This window comes from Pseudomonas sp. D(2018), assembly GCF_005502555.1.
GTDB lineage: Bacteria > Pseudomonadota > Gammaproteobacteria > Pseudomonadales > Pseudomonadaceae > Metapseudomonas > Metapseudomonas resinovorans.
In genome coordinates, this window is record NZ_SCOK01000061.1 from 1 (window position 1) to 22,199 (window position 22,199).

Annotated in this window: 23 protein-coding genes and 1 riboswitch; of the genes, 14 read left to right on the top strand and 9 right to left on the bottom strand. The window is 66.0% G+C overall.

All coding sequences use genetic code 11. The features are described 5' to 3' along the window. Positions 1–163: 163 nt before the first annotated feature. From nrdR to FFS60_RS25110, 13 genes are all read left to right on the top strand, one after another. Positions 164–628, top strand: a complete 465-nt coding sequence (gene nrdR / locus FFS60_RS25050; protein ID WP_028629209.1) for a transcriptional regulator NrdR — start codon at positions 164–166, stop codon at positions 626–628. Continuing rightward, the gene (ribD, locus tag FFS60_RS25055) at positions 628–1,734 is read left to right on the top strand and encodes a bifunctional diaminohydroxyphosphoribosylaminopyrimidine deaminase/5-amino-6-(5-phosphoribosylamino)uracil reductase RibD (protein WP_028629208.1); all 1,107 of its coding nucleotides are present in this window, start codon (positions 628–630) and stop codon (positions 1,732–1,734) included. Before nrdR ends, ribD begins: the two co-directional genes overlap by 1 nt. A gap of 90 nt (positions 1,735–1,824) precedes the next feature. After that, a riboswitch (FMN riboswitch) is annotated at positions 1,825–1,971 on the top strand. Positions 1,972–2,190: 219 nt separating this feature from the next. Then, positions 2,191–2,853: a riboflavin synthase gene (locus tag FFS60_RS25060; protein WP_137823503.1), complete on the top strand. Its 663-nt coding sequence runs from the start codon at positions 2,191–2,193 to the stop codon at positions 2,851–2,853. Between the two features lie 17 nt (positions 2,854–2,870). Continuing rightward, complete coding sequence (ribBA, locus tag FFS60_RS25065) at positions 2,871–3,965, top strand: bifunctional 3,4-dihydroxy-2-butanone-4-phosphate synthase/GTP cyclohydrolase II (RefSeq protein ID WP_028629206.1); 1,095 nt, start codon at positions 2,871–2,873, stop codon at positions 3,963–3,965. 61 nt (positions 3,966–4,026) lie between these two features. Beyond that, on the top strand, positions 4,027–4,503 hold the full coding sequence (gene ribE / locus FFS60_RS25070) for a 6,7-dimethyl-8-ribityllumazine synthase (protein ID WP_028629205.1): 477 nt from the start codon (positions 4,027–4,029) through the stop codon (positions 4,501–4,503). Continuing rightward, complete coding sequence (gene nusB / locus FFS60_RS25075; RefSeq protein ID WP_028629204.1) at positions 4,500–4,973, top strand: transcription antitermination factor NusB; 474 nt, start codon at positions 4,500–4,502, stop codon at positions 4,971–4,973. The genes ribE and nusB overlap by 4 nt, the downstream gene beginning before the upstream one ends. A gap of 13 nt (positions 4,974–4,986) precedes the next feature. Beyond that, positions 4,987–5,955: a thiamine-phosphate kinase gene (gene thiL / locus FFS60_RS25080; protein ID WP_137823504.1), complete on the top strand. Its 969-nt coding sequence runs from the start codon at positions 4,987–4,989 to the stop codon at positions 5,953–5,955. Beyond that, complete coding sequence (locus tag FFS60_RS25085; protein WP_137823505.1) at positions 5,948–6,448, top strand: phosphatidylglycerophosphatase A; 501 nt, start codon at positions 5,948–5,950, stop codon at positions 6,446–6,448. Before thiL ends, FFS60_RS25085 begins: the two co-directional genes overlap by 8 nt. Positions 6,449–6,494: 46 nt before the next feature. Next, on the top strand, positions 6,495–7,250 hold the full coding sequence (locus FFS60_RS25090) for an ABC transporter substrate-binding protein (protein ID WP_137823506.1): 756 nt from the start codon (positions 6,495–6,497) through the stop codon (positions 7,248–7,250). Beyond that, a complete protein-coding gene (locus tag FFS60_RS25095) occupies positions 7,237–7,908 on the top strand; it encodes a TIGR02281 family clan AA aspartic protease (protein WP_137823507.1) in 672 nt (223 codons plus the stop codon). Before FFS60_RS25090 ends, FFS60_RS25095 begins: the two co-directional genes overlap by 14 nt. 108 nt (positions 7,909–8,016) lie before the next feature. After that, a complete protein-coding gene (ribA, locus tag FFS60_RS25100; protein ID WP_028629199.1) occupies positions 8,017–8,631 on the top strand; it encodes a GTP cyclohydrolase II in 615 nt (204 codons plus the stop codon). Further along, a complete protein-coding gene (locus tag FFS60_RS25105) occupies positions 8,628–9,047 on the top strand; it encodes an MFS transporter (protein WP_137823508.1) in 420 nt (139 codons plus the stop codon). Before ribA ends, FFS60_RS25105 begins: the two co-directional genes overlap by 4 nt. Beyond that, positions 9,047–9,844 (top strand): cobalamin-binding protein, encoded by a 798-nt coding sequence (locus FFS60_RS25110; protein ID WP_137823509.1) that lies wholly within the window; start codon positions 9,047–9,049, stop codon positions 9,842–9,844. The genes FFS60_RS25105 and FFS60_RS25110 overlap by 1 nt, the downstream gene beginning before the upstream one ends. A 110-nt stretch (positions 9,845–9,954) precedes the next feature. Here the strand turns inward: FFS60_RS25110 and dxs are convergent, their stop codons facing one another. The 3 genes from dxs to FFS60_RS25125 all read right to left on the bottom strand — a co-directional run bounded on the left by dxs (position 9,955) and on the right by FFS60_RS25125 (position 16,193). Next, positions 9,955–11,850 carry a 1-deoxy-D-xylulose-5-phosphate synthase gene (gene dxs, locus FFS60_RS25115; RefSeq protein ID WP_028629196.1) on the bottom strand — a complete coding sequence of 632 codons (1,896 nt, stop codon included), beginning with the start codon at positions 11,848–11,850 and terminating at the stop codon, positions 9,955–9,957. 103 nt (positions 11,851–11,953) lie between these two features. Beyond that, positions 11,954–12,907 carry an alpha/beta fold hydrolase gene (locus tag FFS60_RS25120; RefSeq protein WP_137823510.1) on the bottom strand — a complete coding sequence of 318 codons (954 nt, stop codon included), beginning with the start codon at positions 12,905–12,907 and terminating at the stop codon, positions 11,954–11,956. A gap of 16 nt (positions 12,908–12,923) precedes the next feature. After that, on the bottom strand, positions 12,924–16,193 hold the full coding sequence (locus FFS60_RS25125) for a carboxyl transferase domain-containing protein (RefSeq protein ID WP_137823511.1): 3,270 nt from the start codon (positions 16,191–16,193) through the stop codon (positions 12,924–12,926). Positions 16,194–16,389: 196 nt separating this feature from the next. Between FFS60_RS25125 and FFS60_RS25130 the strand changes: the two genes are divergently transcribed. Next, entirely contained in the window at positions 16,390–17,289 is a 900-nt protein-coding gene (locus FFS60_RS25130) for a phosphatase PAP2 family protein (protein ID WP_137823512.1), read from the top strand. A gap of 39 nt (positions 17,290–17,328) precedes the next feature. On the opposite strand, the gene ispA is transcribed toward FFS60_RS25130, so the two are convergent. The 6 genes from ispA to FFS60_RS25160 form a co-directional block, all read right to left on the bottom strand. Beyond that, positions 17,329–18,216, bottom strand: a complete 888-nt coding sequence (ispA, locus tag FFS60_RS25135; RefSeq protein ID WP_028629180.1) for a (2E,6E)-farnesyl diphosphate synthase — start codon at positions 18,214–18,216, stop codon at positions 17,329–17,331. Then, complete coding sequence (locus FFS60_RS25140; protein WP_028629179.1) at positions 18,213–18,455, bottom strand: exodeoxyribonuclease VII small subunit; 243 nt, start codon at positions 18,453–18,455, stop codon at positions 18,213–18,215. Before FFS60_RS25140 ends, ispA begins: the two co-directional genes overlap by 4 nt. Before the next feature lie 142 nt (positions 18,456–18,597). Next, on the bottom strand, positions 18,598–19,356 hold the full coding sequence (locus FFS60_RS25145; RefSeq protein WP_137823513.1) for a sulfite exporter TauE/SafE family protein: 759 nt from the start codon (positions 19,354–19,356) through the stop codon (positions 18,598–18,600). 300 nt (positions 19,357–19,656) lie between these two features. Beyond that, on the bottom strand, positions 19,657–20,091 hold the full coding sequence (locus tag FFS60_RS25150) for a 3-isopropylmalate dehydratase (protein ID WP_028629177.1): 435 nt from the start codon (positions 20,089–20,091) through the stop codon (positions 19,657–19,659). Positions 20,092–20,182: 91 nt separating this feature from the next. Beyond that, positions 20,183–21,886, bottom strand: coding sequence for a sigma-54-dependent Fis family transcriptional regulator (locus FFS60_RS25155; protein WP_137823514.1), 1,704 nt, complete (start codon positions 21,884–21,886; stop codon positions 20,183–20,185). A 50-nt stretch (positions 21,887–21,936) separates the two neighbouring features. Next, on the bottom strand, positions 21,937–22,197 hold the full coding sequence (locus FFS60_RS25160) for a hypothetical protein (RefSeq protein WP_137823515.1): 261 nt from the start codon (positions 22,195–22,197) through the stop codon (positions 21,937–21,939). Positions 22,198–22,199 lie beyond the last annotated feature (2 nt).

Sequence of the window (22,199 nt, forward strand, 5' to 3'; positions counted from 1 at the left end):
GCACATGCCGCTAGCAGGGTGGCCAGGAGCAAGGGAAGGAGTGGACGCATCTGGGCTTCCTGATCTGAATGCGCGGGCCTTATAGCGCAAAGCCGTCGGCTTGTCTTGCCCCGGGGATGCGCTACCATGGACCCCCTTTTCTACCGATGCCCCCACGAACGCCATGCACTGTCCCTTTTGCGGCGCACACGACACCAAGGTCATTGATTCACGGCTGGTAGCCGAGGGCGACCAGGTGCGCCGTCGCCGCGAGTGCCTGAACTGTGAGGAGCGTTTCACTACCTTCGAGACTGCCGAACTGGTGATGCCCCGTCTGATCAAGCAGGACGGCAGCCGCCAGCCTTTCGACGAAGACAAGCTGCGAGCTGGCATGCAGCGCGCGCTGGAAAAGCGTCCAGTAAGCGTAGAGCGTCTTGAGGCAGCCATCGCCCATATCAAGCACAAACTGCGCGCCACCGGCGAACGCGAGGTGAAGTCGCGGGTGCTGGGTGAGCTGGTGATGCTTGAACTGCAGAAACTCGACGAAGTTGCCTATATCCGCTTCGCCTCGGTCTATCGCCGCTTCCAGGACCTCAACGAGTTCCGCGAGGAAATCGAGCGCCTGGCCCGCGAGCCGTCGAAAGAGTGATGGCCGGTAACGATCAGGCCTATATGGCCCGCGCCCTGGAGCTGGCGCGCAAAGGTATCTACTCCACCCACCCCAATCCGCGCGTCGGCTGCGTCATCGTTCGCGATGGCCAGATCGTCGGCGAAGGCTGGCACGTCCGTGCCGGCGAACCCCACGCCGAAGTCCACGCCTTGCGCCAGGCCGGTGAGCTGGCCCGCGGCGCGACCGCCTATGTCACCCTCGAACCCTGCAGTCACCACGGCCGCACGCCGCCCTGCGCCGATGCGCTGGTAGCTGCCGGAGTGGGGCGCGTGGTGGCGGCCATGCAGGACCCCAATCCCCAGGTCGCCGGCCGTGGCTTGAAACGCCTGGCGGATGCCGGCATTGCGGTCAGCAGTGGCGTGCTTGAGGCCGAAGCGCGGGCATTGAACACCGGCTTCATCAAGCGCATGGAACAGGGCCTGCCGTTCGTGCGGGTGAAGCTCGCCATGAGTCTGGACGGCCGCACTGCCATGGCCAGTGGAGAAAGCCAGTGGATCACCGGCCCGGAAGCCCGTTCGGCCGTGCAGCGCCTGCGCGCCAGCGCCAGTGTGGTGCTGACCGGAGCCGATACCGTGCTTACCGACGCCGCGCGTCTTACCGTGCGTGCCGAAGAGTTGGGCCTCGACCCTGAACTCACTGCCCTGGCCGTCAGTCGCCCGCCGCTGCGGGTGCTGGTGGACGGACGTTTGCGGGTGCCGCTGTCGGCGCCCTTTTTCCAGGCGGGTCCGGCGCTGGTGGCCACCGCCGGCGATGTCCGCGAAGTCAGTCCTGGCCACGAACTGCTGGCCATGCCCGGCGCCGATGGCCATGTCGACCTGCGCCGGTTGCTGCAAGAGCTGGCCGACCGTGGCGTCAACGAAGTCCTGGTAGAGGCCGGTCCGCGCCTGGCTGGGGCCTTTGCCCGTGCCGGGCTGGTGGATGAGTACCAGATTTTCATCGCCGCCAAGTTCCTCGGCTCCAGCGCCCGCCCGTTGCTGGACTGGCCGTTGGCGCGGATGGCCGAAGCCCAAGAGCTGAAGATCGTCGAAATGCGCGCCGTGGGCGACGACTGGCGAGTCATCGCGGTTCCCCGTCCCGCTGCCTGATTTCGCACGCGCCAGCATGCCCACGACAGCCGATGCAAGATCGCCACGACTGTGATAAAACGCCTGCCAGCCAGTTTCATTGACTGGCTGAAACGTTCTCAGGGCGGGGTGCAAGTCCCCACCGGCGGTAATTGCGCTGAATGTGCATAGCCCGCGAGCGCCTGCCACTGGCAGGGTCAGCAGACCCGGTGTGATTCCGGGGCCGACGGTAATAGTCCGGATGAAGAGAGAACGGGATAGCCTGCCTGGGCTGGGGTACGTTCGTGCCTGCGCCCGCCAGATCCCTTTCGATCCGATACGCCCTGTTTTTCACGAAACAGGAGTTCCATCGATGTCACATGCAACAGCCCATATCCTTCCGGCGCCGGCGGCTCGTCCGCACGCGGGTGAGGGGCGGGCGCCTATAATGCGTCTTTCGCCGGTTTTCACCGGCCCGCTGCAAGTTCTGGAGGTCCCATGTTCACCGGCATAATCGAAGCCATCGGCACCATCCGTGCGATCACGCCCAAGGGCGGCGACGTCCGCGTCCTGGTGGAAACCGGCAAGCTGGATCTCGGTGACGTGAAGCTCGGTGACAGTATCGCGGTCAACGGTGTCTGCCTCACCGCCGTGGAACTGCCGGGCAACGGCTTCTGGGCCGATGTCAGCCGCGAGACCCTGGCCCGCACCGCCTTCGACGACCTGAAACCCGGCAGCCCGGTCAACCTGGAGAAGGCCCTGACCCCCACCAGCCGCCTCGGTGGCCACCTGGTCAGCGGCCATGTCGACGGTATCGGCGAAGTCGTGGCGCGGGAAGACAACGCCCGCGCCGTGCAATTCCGCATCCGCGCACCGCGCGACCTGGCCAAATACATTGCCCTCAAGGGTTCGATCACCGTCGACGGCACCAGCCTGACGGTGAATTCGGTGAACGGCGCGGAGTTCGAGCTGACCATCGTCCCGCACACCCTGGCCGAGACCATCATGGTCGACTACCGACCGGGGCGTCGCGTCAACCTGGAGGTCGACCTGCTGGCCCGCTACCTGGAACGCCTGCTGCTGGGCGACAAGGCAGCCGAGTCCCAGTCCTCCGGCCTGACCGAAAGCTTCCTCGCCGAACACGGCTACCTCAAACACTGAATTCATAAGGAGGGCCCATGGCTCTCAACAGCATCGACGAACTGATCGAAGACATCCGCCAGGGCAAGATGGTCATCCTCATGGATGACGAGGATCGCGAAAACGAAGGCGACCTGATCATGGCCTCCGAGTGCGTGCAGGCCGAACACATCAACTTCATGGCCCGCTTCGCCCGTGGCCTGATCTGCATGCCGATGACCCGTGAGCGCTGCGAGCTGCTGAAGCTGCCGCTGATGGCGCCGCGCAACGGTTCCGGCTTCGGCACCAAGTTCACCGTCTCCATCGAGGCCGCCGAAGGTGTCACCACCGGCATCTCCGCCGCCGACCGTGCGCGCACCGTGCAGGTGGCGGCCGCCAAGGGTGCCAAGGCCGACGACATCGTCAGCCCCGGTCACATCTTCCCGCTCATGGCCCAGCCGGGCGGCGTGCTGGCGCGTGCCGGCCACACCGAAGCGGCCTGTGACCTGTCGCGCATGGCTGGCTTCGAGCCGAGCGGCGTGATCTGCGAAATCATGAACGACGACGGCACCATGTCCCGTCGCCCCGAACTCGAGGCCTTCGCCGCCGAGCACGGTATCAAGATCGGCACCATCGCTGACCTCATTCACTACCGCCTGATCCACGAGCGCACCGTCGAGCGCATCGCCGAGCAGCCGCTGGACAGCGAGCTGGGCCATTTCAACCTGGTGACCTACCGCGACTCCGTGGAAGGCGACGTGCACATGGCCCTGACCCTGGGCAAGATCTGCCCGGAAGAGCCGACCCTGGTGCGGGTGCACAACATGGACCCGCTGCGCGATCTGTTCATGGTCAACCAGGCGGGCCGCTGGAGCCTGCGCGCCGCGATGAAGGAAGTGGCTGCCGCTGGCAGCGGCGTCGTGCTGCTGCTCGGCACCCCGCTCACCGGTCCGCAGTTGCTGGCCCACCTCGAGCGCCAAATGGGCGCCGAAACCAAGGTCACCAACCCGACCACCTACAGCACCGTGGGTGCCGGCTCGCAGATTCTCCGCGACCTCGGGGTGCGCAAGATGCGCCTGATGAGCTCGCCGATGAAGTTCAACGCGATATCCGGCTTCGACCTGGAAGTTGTAGAATACCTGCCCGCTGAATGACCCGTAGGGCTCTGGCCATCAAGGCCGGGGCCCTCGCTCTTTAATTGACGAGAACTCGCCCATGTCCCTGAAGACCATCGAAGGTACCTTCATCGCCCCCAAAGGCCGCTATGCCCTGGTGGTCGGCCGTTTCAACAGCTTCGTCGTGGAAAGCCTGGTGAGCGGCGCCGTAGACGCGCTGGTACGCCATGGCGTCAGCGAAGACGACATCACCCTCATTCGCGCGCCCGGTGCATTCGAGATCCCGCTGGTGGCCCAGAAGGTCGCCCAGCAAGGCGAGTACTCCGCCATCATCGCCCTCGGCGCGGTCATTCGTGGCGGCACCCCGCACTTCGAATACGTCGCCGGCGAATGCACCAAGGGCCTGGCCCAGGTCTCCATGGAATTCGGCGTGCCGGTCGCCTTCGGCGTGCTGACCGTCGACTCCATCGAGCAGGCTATCGAACGCTCCGGCACCAAGGCCGGCAACAAGGGTGCTGAAGCCGCTCTGTCCGCCCTGGAAATGGTCAGCCTGCTGGCTGCCCTGGAGGCCAAGTGAGCAACGCAGACGGTTCGGCGCCCAAGGCACCGAAAGGCAAGATCGCAGCCCGTCGCCAGGCCCGCAGCCTGGCGATGCAGGCGCTCTACTCCTGGCACATCGCGGGTCAGCCGCTCAACGAAATCGAGGCGCAGTTCCGCGTCGACAACGATTTCAGCACGGTAGACGGCGCCTATTTCCACGAGATTCTCCACGGCGTACCGCGCCAGAAGACCGAGATCGATGCGGCCTTCCTGCCCTGCCTGGACCGTGCCCTCGAGGAAGTGGACCCGGTTGAGCTGGCGATCCTGCGCCTGTCCACCTACGAGCTGATGAACCGCGTGGATGTGCCGTACCGCGTGGTGATCAACGAAGGTATCGAGCTGGCCAAGGTGTTCGGCGCCACCGACGGGCACAAGTTCGTCAACGGCGTGCTGGACAAGCTGGCGCCGCGCCTGCGCGCCGCCGAAGTCCGCGGCGGCAAGCGCTGATTGCAGCCGTCGCGTGGGTGAGTTCGAGCTGATCCGCCGTTTCTTCGCCTCTGCCGCTTGCGCGGCCGGAGGCGAAGGTATTGCCCTTGGCATCGGCGACGACTGTGCGCTGCTGCAACTGCCGCCTGGTGAGCAGCTGGCGATTTCCACCGATACCCTGGTGGCCGGCGTGCATTTCCCGCAAGGCGCCGACCCCTTCCTTCTTGGCCAGCGCGCCTTGGCGGTTTCCGCCAGCGACCTGGCGGCCATGGGCGCCACGCCCGTCGCGTTCACCCTCGCCCTGACCCTGCCCGACGCCCGAGCCGACTGGCTGGAGGGGTTCGCCCGTGGTCTATGCGCCATGGCGAGCGGCTGCGGGATCGGCCTGGTGGGCGGCGATACCACCCGTGGTCCGCTGAGCCTGACCCTGACCGTGTTCGGTCGTCTGCCCGCTGGCTTGGCGCTGACCCGCGCCGGTGCGCGTCCCGGCGACCTGCTGTGCGTGGGGGGCAGCCTGGGCGATGGTGCAGGCGCTCTACCGCTGGTGCTGGGCGAGCGGCAGGACAGCGGCGTGCAGGCGGACTACCTGCTGCAGCGCTACTGGGCGCCGCAACCGCAACTGGCCCTGGGCCAGGCGCTGCGCGGCCGGGCCACGGCGGCGCTGGATATCTCCGACGGTCTGCTTGCCGATTGCGGTCATATCGCTACCGCCTCGGGCGTAGCGCTGCTGATCGAAGCTTCGCGGCTACCGCTGTCTTCGGCCCTCGAAGGACTCTTTTCCAGGGAATTCGCCCTCAACTGTGCGCTAGCCGGTGGCGATGATTACCGCCTGGCCTTTACCCTGCCTGCCAGCGAGCTGGACGCCCTCCAGGCGGACTGGCCGGACGTGGCCGTGATCGGCCGGGTGGACGCCGGGCAGGGCGTGCACCTGCTGGACGCCGCCGGCGTCGAAGTACAGCCGCCGGCGCTGGGTTATCAACATTTCGGGAGTCAAGGTGACTGATCGCGAATCGGCCGCGCCGCAACCCATCCCTCATTCGGTATGGAGCAACCCCTGGCATTTCATCGCCTTCGGCTTTGGCTCGGGTACCTTGCCCAAGGCCCCGGGCACCTGGGGTTCGCTGGTAGCGCTACCCTTCATTCCGCTCTGGCAGATGCTGCCGGACTGGGGTTACTGGCTGATGCTGGGGCTGACCATGCTGTTCGGCTTCTGGCTGTGCGGCAAGGTGGCCCACGATCTGCGCGTGCATGACCATGAAGGCATCGTCTGGGACGAGATGGTCGGCATGTGGATCACCCTCTGGCTGGTGCCCGAGGGCTGGCAATGGTTACTGCTGGGTTTCCTGGTGTTCCGTGTGATGGACATCCTCAAACCCTGGCCAATCCGCTGGATCGACCGCCACGTCCACGGTGGCGTGGGAATCATGCTCGACGATGTGCTGGCCGGGGTCTTCGCCTGGCTGGCGATGCAGCTCATCATCTGGGGTCTGGCCTAGTCTTGGTAGGACCTGCGGCGGGGATGGGTGGGTGGAGGGCAGTGTGATGCGGAGTTGGATACTGAAGGTCCTGATCGGTTGCCTGTTGCTGCCCGCAGCCTGGGCCGAGCCGTTCCCGGCCAACGAAATCCATCTCGCCAGCGAAGTCTGGCCCGAGCACACCGAGGCCAACGGCACCGGGCTCGGCTGGGACATCCTGCGCCGGGTCTATGAACCCGAAGGCATCCAACTGAAGATCCACTCCATGCCCTATACCCGCTCCATCGGCCTGGTGCAGCGCGGCGAGGCGGATGCCTGGGTCGGTTCCTACCGCAACGAGGTCAAGGACGCCTGGTACCCGCGCTGGCACTACGACGCCGACCAGGTCAGCGCGCTCTCGCTGAAATCCACTCCGGTCCCCACCCTGGCCACACTCGGGCAGTACCGCCTGGCCTGGATTCGCGGCTACGACTACCAGGACTACTTGCCGAACCTGAAACACTTCGAGGAGATCCAGCGGCGTAGCGGCATCCTCTCGATGCTCGAGTTGGGTCATGTGGATTTCTACATCGACGCCCGCACCGAGGTGGACGATGTGCTGGAAAGCGCTACCGACCGCGGCCGCTTTCGAATTACCCCGCTGGTGCGCCTACCGCTCTACCTGGGGTTCGCCAACACAGCGCGCGGCCGTCATCTGGCGGATGTCTTCGACCGACGCATGAGCGCCCTGGTCGCCAGCGGCGAGCTGAAACCGTTGTTCAAACGCTGGAAGCAGCCTTACTCCTTCGACAAGGAACTGGAGAAACCCCATGTCGCGCCCTGACTTGCGATTCGTCGCCTTCCTGCTGGCGTTCGCTCCGCTACTCGCGGCCGCTACCCAGGTGCAAGTGGTCGGCCTCTTCCCCGGAGCTGCGGTACTCAACGTCGACGGCCAGCGCAAGCTGGTGAAAGTGGGGCAAACGGGCCCTGGTGGCGTTCAGGTAATCAGTGCCGACAGCAAGGGTGCTGTGCTGCGCGTCGACGGCGTCGAGCGCAGCTACGGCCTTTCCCGCGAATACAACCAGGCCGGCAGTTCCGCCGCGCCCGGCACTCCGGCCGCGCCGCAAAAGGCCCAGCTGAGCGTCGCCCGTGGCAACAATGGGCATTATCAGGTGGCCGGCTCCATCGAGGGTCATCCGGTGCAGTTCCTGGTGGACACCGGCGCCACCAGCGTCGCCATGAACGAGAACCAGGCCCGTCGCCTGGGTATCGACTACCGGGTGAAGGGGCTGCCGATGAAGGCCAGCACCGCCGGCGGTACGGTCAATGCCTGGCGGGTGAAGTTCGACAGCATCAAGGTCGGCAGCCTCGAAGTGCTGGGCGTGGAAGGTGCGGTGATCGAGGGCGAGGCGCCGGTGGAAGTGCTGCTGGGCATGAGTTTCCTCAACCGCGTGCGCTGGCGCGAAGAGCAGGGCGTTCTTCTGCTGGAGTCGAAATTCTAAGGGCGCTTCCTTCGAGCCATTCGATACTTATCCCCAACTATTCAATCTGACCTGCCGGTTAGTGCTGCTGTTACAATGCCGGCCTTGCCAATTTCCAGGAGTTCTCCGGTGTCTGTCGTTTTTGTCGCCGCCTCCCAACTGCCCACTCCTTTCGGCGTGTTCACCATGCACGGCTTTCTCGATGAGGCCAGTGGTAAGGAACACGTTGCTCTGACCTTGGGCGATGTGGCCAGCGGCGAACCCGTCCTGGGCCGCCTGCATTCCGAGTGCCTCACCGGTGACGCCCTGTTCAGCTTGCGTTGCGATTGCGGCTTCCAGCTCGAAGCGGCCCTGAGTGCCATCGCCGAAGCCGGCTGCGGCGTGCTGCTGTACCTGCGTCAGGAAGGTCGTGGCATCGGCCTGCTGAACAAGATCCGCGCCTATGAACTGCAAGACGGCGGCGCTGATACCGTTGAGGCCAACGAACGCCTGGGCTTCGGTGCCGATCAGCGGGATTATGCGATGTGCCAGCCGATGCTGGAGCACCTGGGCGTCTGCGCCATCAAGCTGATGACCAACAACCCACGCAAGGTCAAGGCGCTGGAGAGCTACGGCCTCAACGTGGCCGAGCGCGTACCGCTGCAGACCGGGCTGAACAAGCACAACCGCAAGTACCTGGCCACCAAGGCCGGCAAGCTCGGGCACATGCTCGGCAACCTGCATCAGGCGGAAGCCGAGTCGTGATCCGCAAGGACGTCCGTCGCCGGCTGGCCCTGGCCTGGTGGCGCCAGCTGGGCTACACCCTGGTGCCGCTGCTCATCATGAGTTACCTGTTCGGTGACGGCGAGCCGGTGCTGCCGGTGCTGCAGATGCCGCTGTTCATTGCAGCGCTAGCGTCCATGTTCCTCAGCCTGCCGCTGTTTTCCGCGTACAAACGCGCGCTGGTTGCGACCGAGGCTGCCCTTGGCCGTGCCGAAGAGCCGGGCGCCTGGCAAGAGCTGGCTCGCCGTCGTGGCAAGGCGTTCCTTGCCGCCGGCTTGCCAGCCTGGATCGCCGCCCTGGCGGTGCTGGTCGGCCTCAATGCAGTGGCGCTGATCCTCCTCGCCCTGAGCAGCCTGGTGCTGCTCTACCTCTACCGAATTCCCCGCCAGCTCGGCTGATGCGCCGACTGCTCACCTTTCTGCTGTTGTGCCTGGCCCTACCTGCCACGGCACAGCTGCGGGTGGTCAGCCTGGCGCCTTCCCTCACGGAAACCATGCTCGACCTCGGCGCCGGCGACCTGCTGGTGGGGGTGCTCGACGGCGGTGATCGTCCAGCGGCCCTTGCGGGTCTGCCATCGGTGGGCCGATACGGCCAACTGCAGGCGGAAAGCCTGCTCAGCCTCAAGCCTGACCTGGTGTTGCTGTGGCCCGACAGCGTCGGCGCCGTTGGGCGCGAACAGCTGAAAAGGCTCTCGATTCCCCAGTTGGTCGTAGAGCCCCGGAATCTGGAGCAATTGGCGCAATCGTTCATCGAGATCGGCGAGCGAATCGGTCGGGCCGACCAGGGCCGCCAGTTGGCCGCGCGCTTCGAAACAGGCCTGGCGGAACTGCGCCAGCGCTATCAGCGTGATGCGCCGCTGAAGGTCTTCTACCAGGTGTGGGACACGCCGCTCTACACCCTCGGCGGCAAGCAGATCGTCAGCGATGCCCTGAAGGTCTGCGGTGCGCGGAACGTCTTCGCCGACCTCCCGCTGCCGGCGCCACAGGTGGGCGTCGAGGCCGTGCTGCAGCGCAATCCGACGGTGATCCTGGTGAGCGAGCCGGGCCAGGCCAGCGCCTGGGCGTCCTGGCCGCAATTGGCGGCGGTGAAGAGCAAGCAAGTCTGGCCAGTGCCGGACCGGGGGCTGGAGCGGCCGAGTTTCCAGATGCTGGGTGCGACCGAGAAGCTTTGCCGCCTGCTGGAGACTGCAAGGTAGATACAGAGGGAGATGATGGGTTTCGTACCTCAACCCATCCTACGGGTGCGCCATTGGGTAGCTGCCTTTGTAGGACGGGTAGAGCGAAGCGAAACCCATGCAGTGGGGGCTCAGACGCCCAGCAGCGCCAGCCGCTTGCGCACCGATGCCTCGATACCCGCCGCGTCCAGCCCGCACTCGGCGAGCATTTCCGCCGGCTTGGCGTGTTCGACGTAGTAATCCGGCAGGCCCAGGTGCAGCACGGGCTTGACCAGGTTCTCGCGGGCGAGGAACTCGCTGACGGCGGCGCCAGCACCACCCATCACGCTGTTTTCTTCGATGGTCACCAGCAGCTCATGGCTGCCGGCCAGCTCGCGGACCAGCGCCTCGTCCAGGGGTTTGACGAAGCGCATGTCGACCACGGTGGCGTCCAGGTTCTCCGCCACTTGCAGGGCTTCGGCCAGTTGCACGCCGAATACCAGCATCGCCACTTTCGAACCCGTGCGACGTACCACGCCCTTGCCGATTTCCACCGGCGCCAGGGTCGGGTCGATCGCGGCGTTCGGACCGCTGCCGCGCGGGTAGCGCACGGCGGCCGGGCCTTCGAAGTGGTAGCCGGTAGTCAGCAACAGGCGCAGCTCGTTCTCGTCGCTAGGGGTCATCACCAGCATGCCGGGGATGCAGCGCAGGTAGGAGAGATCGAAGCTGCCGGCGTGGGTCGGGCCGTCTTCGCCCACCAGGCCGGCGCGGTCGATGGCGAACAGCACGTCGAGGTTCTGCACGGCCACGTCGTGGATCAGTTGGTCGTAGCCGCGCTGGAGGAAGGTGGAATAGATGGCCACCACCGGCTTGGCGCCGTCGCAGGCCATGCCGGCCGCCAGGGTCACGGCGTGCTGCTCGGCGATGGCCACGTCGAAGTAACGATCCGGGAAGCGCTCGCTGAAGGCCACCAGGTCGGAGCCTTCCTTCATCGCCGGGGTGATGCCCACTAGGCGCGGGTCCTGCCCGGCCATGTCGCACAGCCACTGGCCGAACACGCTGGAGTATTTCGGGCCGGACGGTTTCTTCGGCGCGGCCGGGGCCTTGATCGGCTCCAGTTTGGTGATCGCGTGGTAGCCGATGGGATCGACTTCCGCCGGGGCGAAACCCTTGCCCTTCTTGGTCACCACATGGAGGAACTGCGGGCCCTTGAGGTCGCGCATGTTGCGCAGGGTGGCGACCAGGGTGGGCAGGTCGTGGCCGTCGATGGGGCCGATGTAGTTCCAGCCCAGCTCCTCGAACAGCGTGCCGGGAACCAGCATGCCCTTGGCATATTCCTCGGTGCGACGCGCGATTTCCCAGGCGCCGGGCAGGCGCGAGAGCACCTTCTTGCTGCCTTCGCGCATGCTCGCGTAGGTGCGGCTGGAGAGGATCTTCGCCAGGTAGTTCGACAGGCCGCCGACATTGTGCGAGATCGACATGTCGTTGTCGTTGAGGATCACCAGCATGTCGGCCTGCACGTCCGACGCGTGGTTGAGCGCCTCGAAGGCCATGCCGGCGGTCAGCGCGCCGTCGCCGATCACCGCGATCGACTTGCGGTTTGAACCCTGCATGCGGGCGGCGATGGCCATGCCCAGGGCGGCGCTGATGGAGGTGCTGGAGTGACCGACGCCGAAGGTGTCGTACTCGCTTTCCACGCGCCGCGGGAAGGCGGCGATACCGTCCTTCTGGCGCAGGGTGCCCATCTGCTCGCGGCGCCCGGTGAGGATCTTGTGCGGATAAGCCTGGTGGCCCACGTCCCAGACCAGCCGGTCGTCGGGTGTGTCGTAGACGTAGTGCAGGGCGATGGTCAGCTCCACCACACCCAGGCCGGCACCGAAGTGACCGCCGGTCTTGCCGACGGTATAGAGCAGGTACTGGCGCAGTTCGTCGGCCAGGGTTTCCAGCTCCGCCTCGCCAAGCCGGCGCAGTTGATCCGGCGTCGCCGCGCGGTCGAGCAGGGGCGTGACGGGGCGTTCGCGGGGAATCTCGTGGAACGTCGTGGGCATCAGGCGAATCGTTATAGGTAAAAAAAGATGGGCAAGTTTACCTGATGCACTCGTCAGTGCCCAAACGTGCTGTCAGTCAGTTCGTAGCACCTTGTGTGATTGATTACGCCGGGTAATGCCGCGCCAGGAAATCCAGCAACCGCTCATTCACCGCGGCCGGTCGCTCGTTCTGCAGCCAGTGGCCGCAATCGGGCAACCGATGCTGTTCCAGGCGTGGCACCAGATCGGCCATGCGCTTGAGCGTATAGGCCTCCAGCCGGGCCACCGGGTCATGGTCGCCGACCATGAACAGCGTGGGTTGCTCGACCTGCCGGCCGGCGAGGTGCTCGGTCTGCTGCCAGTTGCGGGTGAAGTTGCGGTACCAGTTCAGTGGCCCACGGAAGCCGTGTTCGGCCAGGGTGCGCTGGTAGAAGGCGAACTCGTCGGCGTCGCACCAGCCGGGCAGCGCCGGTGACGCGTCGAGGCCGTCCAGCAGGCGGGCATCGGCGGGTTTGTCGCGCAGCAGGGCGTCGCCCAGGTCACTGAGCAGCAGGCGCAGGCTGCGGTCCAGGTCGGCGTCCAGTTCGGCTTCGGCCACCCCCGGTTCCTGGAAGTAGAGGATGTAGTTGAAGCGCCCGGCGTTGGCCTCGCGCATGATTTCGATGGCCGGCCGCTTCGGGCGACCGCCGAAGGGCACCGAAAGCGCGCCCACGGCACGAATGCGCTGCGGCTCAAGCAGGGCCAGGTGCCAGGCCACGGGGGCGCCCCAGTCATGGCCGACCACGCAGGCGTCTTCCTGCCCAAGGCTGTCCATGGCGGCCTGGATGTCGGCGCAGAGGGTCAGCAAGGCATAGTCCTCGACGGCCTCGGGGGCGCTGCTCTGACTGTAGCCGCGCATTTCCGGCACCAGGACGCGGTAGCCGGATGCGACCAGTGGTCCGATCTGCTGGCGCCAGGAGTACCAGCACTCGGGAAACCCATGCAGCAGCCAGACGGGACGGCCATCGCTCGGGCCGGCCATATAGAGGCTCAGGGTGATGCCGTTGACCTGCAGTAGGCGGTGTTCGAGAGGGGGCATGACAGGCTCCGGTGGCTTACCAGGTATCGACGAAGGGACGTTTCTTGCCGTCGCGCCTGGCCGGTCGACCCGCAGCGGTCAGGCCTCGTAGCAACCAGGCGCGGGTTTCTTCTGGATCGATCACGGCGTCGATCTCGAGGAAGCTCGCCATGTTGATCGCCTTACCGTTCTGGTAGGCCTTGGCCACCATCTTGTCGAACAGCTTCTGTCGCTCGGCTGGGTCGTCCACGGCAGCCAGCTCCTTGGCATAGCCCAGGCGCACCGCGCCCTCCAGGCCCATGGCGCCGAATTCGCCGCTGGGCCAGGCGATGGTGAACAGCGGCGAATGGAAGCTGCCCGCCGCCATGGCCTGGGCGCCCAGGCCGTAGCCCTTGCGCAGCACCACGGTGAAGAAGGGAACCGAGAGGCTGGCTGCGGCGACGAACATCCGCGAGACATGGCGCACCGTGGCCTGCTTTTCCGACTCCGGCCCCACCATGAAACCGGGGGTATCGCAGAGCGAGAGCATGGGGATGTCGAAGGCATCGCAGAGCTGCATGAAACGCGCAGCCTTGTCGCCGGCCTGGGCGTCGATGGCGCCGCCCAGGTGCATGGGGTTGTTGGCCAGCAGGCCGAAGGCCTTGCCTTCGATGCGAATGAAAGCGGTGATCAGCCCCGGTGCGAACTGACGGCGCAGCTCCAGCACCGAGTCCTGGTCGGCAATGGTTTCGATCAGCGCGCGGATGTCGTAAACCCGCAGGCGGTTCTCCGGGATGGCGTGACGCAGCAGGCGCTGGTCGGCGCACTGCCAATCGGCGAGGCCGCCCTGGAAGTAGGACAGGTATTTCTGCGCCACCCGCACCGCCTCGGTTTCATCGTCCACCAGCACGTCGATCACGCCGTTGGGGCCCTGGACGCTAGTGGGGCCGACCTCCTCCGGGGCGAAACTGCCCAGGCCGCCGCCCTCGATCATCGCCGGGCCGGCCATGCCGATACTGGCGTTCTTCGTCGCGATGATCACGTCGCAGCAGCCGAGCAGCGCGGCGTTGCCGGCGAAGCAACGACCGGAAACCACCCCCACCAGCGGCACCAGCCCGGACAGCCTCGCCATGCCGACGAAGGTGTGGCAGTCCAGCCCGGCCACGCCGACGAAATCCGAGTCGCCCGGTCGCCCACCGCCCCCCTCGGCAAAGAGCACCAGCGGCAGTCGCCACTGCTCTGCGAGCCCCAGCATGCGGTCGGTCTTCTTGTGGTTCATCACCCCCTGGGTGCCGGCGAACACGGTGTAGTCGTAGGCGATGGTCATGCAGCGTGCTGCGTCGCTGCCGAACTGCCCGGCATTTACGGTGCCGATGCCGGCCACCAGTCCATCGGCCGGGCTCTGCTCGATCAGCTCTTCCAGCGAACGACGCCGGCGCTGGGCGGCCAGGGCCAAGGCGCCGTATTCGATGAAGCTGCCGTCATCCAGCAGCGCATCGAGGTTCTCCCGGGTGGTGCGCTGGCCGGTCTTGCGGCGCTTGGCCACTGCCTGCGGGCGGCGCTCATCGCGGGTGATGGCGTGGCGTTCGAGCACCTCGGCGAGGTCGGCGCGGATATGCTCGAGGTCATGGCTTTCTTCCGATTGTGCGGTGTCGCCGTTCACCTCGGACGGTTCCAGGAATAGCAGCGGCGCGCCTTCGAACAGGCTGCCACCGGGCGTCACAGCCAACGCGCGGACGATACCGCCTTGGGTCGCCTTGACCACAAACTCCATTTTCATCGCTTCCAGCACGGCCACCGGCTGGCCGGCGGCGACAGCATCGCCGACCTGCACGTCCAGGCTGACCAGCACGCCCTGGCTGGGGGCATTCAGCGGCACGCACCCGGCCGGTGCCTCGATCTGGTCGCCAGGGTTGCCGCCTGCGTTACTCGCAGCGCTGATGAACAGGTGAGGGTGGGCTTCCTGCTGCGGCGTCAGGAGTTGGCCAATCTCTCGCTCGATGAAGCGGGTGTCCACGCCACCTGCCAGTTCCGGGCGGCGCAGCAGGTTCTGCAGGAAGTGGATGTTGCTCGCCACGCCTTCCAGGCGGAACTCGCAGAGCGCGCGATAGGCGCGGCGCAGGGCCATGGGAAGGTCATCACCCTGGACGATCAGCTTGGCCAGCAGCGAGTCGTAGCTCGGGCTGGTGGGGTAGCCGGCATAGCCGTAGCCGTCGACGCGAATACCCGGACCACTGGGCGGTTCGTAGGCGCTGATCAGGCCGCCGGCGGGGCGGGCGCTGCCGTCGCTCTGCATGCTTTCCAGGTTGATCCGCAACTGCACGGCGAATCCACGCGCAGGCACGGGCTCCACCAGGCCCAGGTCGGCCAGGCGGACGCCGGCGGCGAGGCGGAGTTGTGCCTGGACGAGATCGATGCCGGTGACCGCTTCGGTGATGCAATGCTCCACTTGCACGCGCGGGTTGGCTTCCATGAACACGAAGTCGCCGCGTTCGCCGTCCACCAGAAACTCGAAGGTGCCGATGCCGCGATAGGCAACGGCGGCGGCCAGGGTCAGCGCAGCGTCCAGGATGCGCTGGCGCAGGTTTGCGTCCAGGTCGGGTGCCGGGGCGATCTCGATCACTTTTTGGTGGCGCCGCTGCAGGCTGCAATCGCGTTCCCAGAGGTGGCTCACCCGCTCGCCGTCGCCCAGTACCTGGACCTCGATATGCCGGGCGTTCTCGATCAACCGCTCGACGTACAGCTCGCCGTTGCCGAATGCCGCACGGGCCTCGGATTGGCAGCGCTCGAAGGCCTGCTCCAGTTCGACCACGTCGCGTACCGCACGCATGCCGCGCCCGCCCCCACCGGCCAGTGCCTTGAGCATGATGGGGCCACTTTCCAGCAGGGCTCGGGCTTCCTCGAGGGTGGTGGCCTGGTTGCTGCCGACGGCCAGGGGCAGGCCGCAGCGGGCCGCCAGTTCACGGGCGCGGGCCTTGTCACCGAACAGCGCCAAGGCCTCGGCTGAAGGGCCGACGAAGCGAACGCCAGCCGCCTCGCACCGCCGCGCGAAGTCGGCGTTCTCGCTGAGAAATCCGTAACCGGGATGCACCGCGTCGCAGCCGTGCTGGCGAGCGATCTCGACCAGTTGCGCAGCGTCCAGATAGGCCGCGGCACCTCGGCCCTTCAGGGGGACTGCGAGGTCCGCCTTGCGCCGGTGCAGGGACAGGTCGTCGTCCTCGGCGTACACCGCGACGCTGCGAATCCCCAGTTCGGCGGCGGCGCGGGCGATGCGGATGGCAATCTCGCCACGGTTGGCGATCAGCAGGGACTGGATGGCAGTGTTCACGGCGAGGGTCCTGGGCGTGGGATCCAGAGATATTAGGCAGCGTGGGTCGTTCGCCACAGCCAACTGTGTCGTGACGAATACCCGCCACTCAGGGCCGTTGATGATCCGGTGACATGGATTGTCCGAATCGGCCCTTGTCGCCGCCCCGCACGCTGCAGTATCTGTGGCGCCCTCATCTCTTCCACAAGGACCGTCCATGAACGAGCTGCTGCACAGCCTGGACTGGGTGCTGCCCCTGCGCAGCGATCTAGTAACGCCGGTGATGCGCTTCTTCACCCTGTTGGGCTACGAGAAGTTCATCCTCTTCTTCCTGCCGCTGGGGTACTGGGCCTGGAACCGTGGCGTATTCCTGCGCCTGCTGGTGCTGGTGGCCGTTACGGCGCTGCTCAATGCCTGGCTCAAGGACTACTGGCAGGACCCGCGCCCGGACATCGCCCTGCGCATGGACCACGAGGTCGGCGACACCTTCGGCCTGCCCAGCGGGCATGCGCAGATAGCCGTGGTCATCTGGTTCTGGCTGGCCTTCGAGCTGCGCCGCGCCTGGGCCTGGGTAGTCAGCGGCGTAGTGGTCACGGGGATCATCTTCAGCCGCCTCTACCTCGGCGCCCACGATGTGGAAGACGTGGTGGGCGGCTCGCTGCTGGGCATCGCCACGCTGCTGCTATTCGCCCAGGTGCGGCACTGGAGCTGGTGGCGCGAGGCCCACGGGCTCTGGCATCTGGGGTTGATCCTGCTGGCGTTCCTGGCAGCCTGGCTGACCTGGCCGGGCGTGGCACCGAGCTACGTACCCCTGCTGGCAGGGCTGATGCTCGGCGTGCTGTTCGGCTATCGCCAACTGGTGTTTTCCGCCGAGGTCGCGACCTGGCGCCGTCTGCTGGCCGCCGTCATTGGTGCGGGGATGTTCATCCTGTTGCAGAAGGTGCTGAAGCTGGCAGGCGCAGCGTGGCCGCTGGACCCGCAACTCTGGCAAGGGCTGCGCGGGCTGGTCATGGGCCTGTTCGTGGCGGCGGCGATGCCGTGGCTGTTGGTGCGGTTGGGGCTGCTGCAGGTTGTCGCTGAGCCGCAGCCAGAAGCGCTTGCCGGCGAAGCAACCTAGAGACGGAAGGCGGAAGCTGAGACGCGAAGCGGCGCAGTATCAGCTACGCCGTTCGACGATATAGCGGGCCAGGGCGCGCAGCGGTTCGGCCGATTCCCCGAGGTTGGCGATGGCGAGCAGGGCCTGATCGCGCAGTTTCAGCGCGTAGGCCTTGGCTTCGTCCAGGCCGAGCAGGGAGGGGTAGGTGGGTTTGTCGTGGGCCTGGTCCTTGCCCTGGGTCTTGCCCAGGGTTGCGGTATCGCTCTCCACGTCCAGGATATCGTCCTGCACCTGGAAGGCCAGGCCAATGGCGCGGGCGTAGATCCGCAGTGCGGCCAGGGCGGCCGGGTCGGCACGGCCGCTGGCCAGGGCGCCGAGGCGCACGCTGGCTTCGATCAGGGCGCCCGTCTTGTGCCGGTGCATGGTTTCCAGCGCGGTCTGATCGAGCCTGATGCCCACCGAGCCGAGGTCGATGGCCTGGCCGCCGACCATCCCGGCGGGGCCCGCAGCGTGGCCAAGGCTGGCGATCATCGCCAGGCGGGTTTCGGCATCGTGGGGGTTGCGCTGGGCATCGGCCAGCACCTCGAAGGCCAGCGCCTGCAGGGCGTCGCCGGCGAGGATGGCACTGGCTTCGTCGAAGGCGATATGGGTGGTGGGCTGGCCGCGACGCAGGTCGTCATCGTCCATGGCCGGCAGGTCGTCGTGGACCAGCGAATAGGCGTGGATCAACTCCACGGCGCAGGCGGCGCCATCGGCACGGGCCACATCTCCGCCCAAGGCTTCACAGGCGGCGTAGACCAGCAATGGGCGAACCCGCTTGCCACCGTTCACCACGCTGTAGCGCATGGCCTGGTAGAGGCGTTCAAGCGGTGCGAGCGGGGCGATGAACAACGCGTCGAGGGCCGCATCCACCCGCTGCTGGCAGCGCGCCTGGTAGCTGGAAATCATGCCTGCTCGTCCGCGTCGAAGGGCGCCTCTTCCAGCTGGCCGTCGCGTTCCAGCAGGATCTGCACTTTCTGCTCGGCCTGATTCAGCGCGGCCTGGCACTCACGGGTCAGGCGGATGCCCTGCTCGAAGGCGCTGAGGGAGTCCTCCAGCGACAGTTCACCACTCTCCAGGCGTTCCACCAGGGACTGCAGATCGGCGAGGGACTGTTCGAAATCGGGGGAGGCTTTCTTGCGGGCCATGATGCTGTCTCGCGGAGGTCAAATCGGTCGCGACACTAGCAGAGCCGCCACCCGTGGGCAAATGAAGGGGGCGGATGGTCGCTGTGTAAAGAAGGTTCCAGGCGGGGCCGCTACAACAATTGGCAACCCCTCTATACCGGTCTCAGGTCGTGACGAAGTAGTAGACCGTCATCCCCGCCCCCACCGCGATCACCAGCCACCGCAGCCAGCGGCTTGGCAAGCGCCTGGCCAGCGCACCGCCTGCATAGCCGCCGCAGCTGGCTGCCGCGAGAAGCACCGCCAATTCACTCCAGCTCACCCGGCCGGCTACGACGAAGGTGACCACAGCCACGCTGTAGATGGTGCTCGACAGCAGGTTCTTCAGGGCATTGGCCCGCAGCAGGGGATGGCCTTCGATGGAGAGGGCTGCCAGTTGCAGGATGCCCATGCCGGCACCGAAGTAACCGCCGTAGATGGCGACCAGCGTATGGCTCAGGTTGCTGCCCAGTCCATGAGCCGGCAGTCCACCGGCTTGCTGTTGGCGATTGACCAGCTTGCTCAGCCAGGGACTGGCCGCGAACAGCAGGGTGGCCGCAAGCAGCAGCCAGGGGATCAGGCGGCGAAAGGTTTCGTCGCCACCCGCAAGTAACAGCAAACCGCCGCCCAGGCCTCCCAGCAGGGACAGCAGCACCAGCGGGACCACGTAGCGCCCCAACGGACGCAGCTGATCGCGTGCAGCCCAACTGGCAGCCAGGCTGGCCGGCCACAGGGCTACCGCGTTGGTGGCGTTGGCGGTTACCGGCGGCAGCCCGGTGGCGAGCAGGGCGGGGAAGGAGAAGAAGGTGCCGCCGCCAGCAAGGGCATTCATGCCCCCGGCGGCGAAGCCGGCGAGCAGCAGCAGGAAAACGTCATGGAGGCTCATGGTCGGGCGCGCAAAAGCCCGCAGGTTACCTTCGGGAATGGACGGTCGCAAAGACCCCGCGAACGGTAGACAGCCCAATGGCATGCCGACCAGTGAGCCGAATCGCCGCCCGAATGGGAACGCGTCGTTCGCCAGTAGCAGTATGCTTTCATCAACTCGTATGGGGCGGGGGCGGTAAAGCGAAGGGAAGCCCACTCCACAGGCCTTTCCAGGCAGTATCAGCGAAAGGCGACAAGGCAAAGAACCACACGTTAGCGTCAGGCCGGAACCGGGCTCAGCAGTACCTGGTTCCGGCCTCTTTCATTGTGCCTTCGGATCGTCCACCAACAGGGCAAAACCTTCGCGGTTATCGCTGACGATACGGAATTGTTCGCTCTGGCCGGGCTCCACATGCGCAGCCTTTTCGCGGCGCAGGCGGCCCATGGAGCAGAGGGTGTCGTCCGTCTCGTCGATGCCGATACCGACGATGCGGTCTCCCGGCGGCACCTGGAAGCTCGCAACCTCCCCGATGCCGATGCGTGCCGCCAACTGACGGTCCACGTGCACGGCGATGTAGCAGCCGCTACCCAGCCCCCCCATGTCGCGGTTGACCACGATCTGGCCGCCGCCTTCCACCGGCTCCTGAAACGCCAGCAGACGGTCGGCGGGTACGTGCGTGATTTGCGTCGGGTCGGTTCGATAGGACGAGCAGCCGGCGAGCAGAAGCAGAGAGACAGCAACACAGGTCAGACGCATGGAGCCCTCCTTGGGCGGAGCGAACATCGGGCAATGCTGGAACTCTAGTGGAAGCCCCGGGCTTTGCCATGGAAAAGCCCGGGTGGTTGCCTCAGTGCCGGCCGGCGGCATCTTCCGCTGGCAGCTTTTTCAACCGGTAGGCCAGGGCGGGGCGGGTCATGCCCAGCAGGCGTGCGGCTTCCGAGACGTTTTGCTGGGTACGCTTCATCGCCCCCTGCATCAGCGCTTCTTCCACCGCATCCAGGCTGAGGCCGCTGTCGATCAGGCGCTCCACCCAGTCGGGCTCGACGCTGGCCGTGCGGGCCACCAGCTCGCCTTCACTGGACAGGCCGATGCTGTCGGCCTCATGCGAGAGATGCGGGAACAGCGCGTCGGCGCTGATGCTCTGGTTGGCGTCGGTAATGATCACGCCACGCTCGATCAGGTTCTCCAGCTCGCGGATGTTGCCCGGCCAGTCGTAGCGCAGGCAGGCTTCCAGTGCGCGGTCGGAAAGCCCGAGGGTGGTCTTGCCGTAACTGGCGTGAAGGCGCGACAGGAAATGCTCCACCAGCAGTGGAATGTCTTCCCTGCGTTCCCGTAGCGAGGGGATGAACACCGGGTAGACGTTGAGCCGGTAGTAAAGGTCGGCGCGAAAGCGCCCCGCCTTTACCGCCTGGGCAAGGTCTTCATGGGTGGCGGCCACCACTCGGACGTCCACTTTGCGGGTCTGCGAGTCGCCGACCCGCTCCAGTTCTTCTTCCTGCAGCACCCGCAGCAGGCTGGCCTGGGCGCGGGGCGTGAGCTCCACCACTTCGTCGAGGAACAGCGTGCCGCCGTTGGCGCGCTCGAAGCGGCCCATGCGCGACTGCTGGGCGCCGGTGTAGGCGCCGCGCTCTACGCCGAACAGCTCGGCTTCGATCAGGTCCGGTGGAATGGCCGCGCAGTTCAGTGCCACGAAAGGCCCGCCAGCCCGCTCGCTGCGCAGGTGCAGGCTGCGCGCCATGACCTCCTTGCCCACCCCGGTCTCACCCAGTAGCAGCACCGAGGCCTTGCCCGGTGCGGCTTTGTCGATCAGGGTGCAGGCCTTGCGGTAGAGCGGCGCCTGGCCAATGCCGTAAAACTGTCCGGCGTCGTGCTGCAGGCGCTGGCGCATGTTCGCCACCTGCACTTGCAGGGCCTGGAGTTCGTCGATGATGGGGTCGCTCTGGAAGTAACGGAGGAACTCCTCGGCGTCCTCCCATTCCTCCACTGGTTTGCCGATGATGCGGCAGCGCGAGTCGCCACAGCCGCGGCAACTGACCTCCTTGTAGAGCACCTGGCGACCGAGGAAGAAGGACGAATAGCTGATGGCATACCCGAGCAGGGTCCAGCACACCGGCTGGTCGGCGTGCAGCCCTTCAGCCTGGCAGTTTTCCACCTCGTAGGAGTTCTGCCATTCGAGGTCGGCGTAGAACTGGCCACTCTCGATGTCGATGTTCATCTCCAGTGGATGGACCTTGACCATGCCCTTGAGCGAATGCAGCTGCGGACCGGTGAGGAACATCTCCACGGCGTCGGCATCCGGACGCAGTTTGCGCGCCAGTTCGGCATCCTTCAGGCCGGACTGGTAACCCAGGCGCAGGAACAGCCCCTTGGCGCGCTCGACGCCGAGCATCTCGATCAATTCGCGACGGAAAGAACCCATGGCCGAAGCCTGGAGCAGAAGCATGCGCTGCTCGTTGAGCCAGATCTTGCCCTCGTTACCGAGGAAGTGGACCTGATCGGTCAGGTCCTTCAGGGTCGGGCTGTGCTCCGACGCCTTGTAGTCAACTTTCATCGTGTTGCACCCCAGATTGTTCTTGTACGGGGAGGTAGGCGAACCACCGTTCAGGCAGACGGCTGCAAGGGTTCGACCGGGCGGCCGGAAGACGCAAGGAAGGGCCGCTCTCTTTTTTCTAAGCGGCCTGAAAGCCGGTGAAAAGTCAATCGCCGCTGCTGATTGGCGATTTGCTCAAAGCGTTCTCGGACGTTGAGCAAATGGTGAAAAGCCACCGGCCTGGCAACGACCTTCAGCGCCCGCTGCTTTTGCCCCGTCGGGACGGAAAGCCCAATTAAAACAACGTCTTGAAAAGAGAATTGGCTGCCCATGC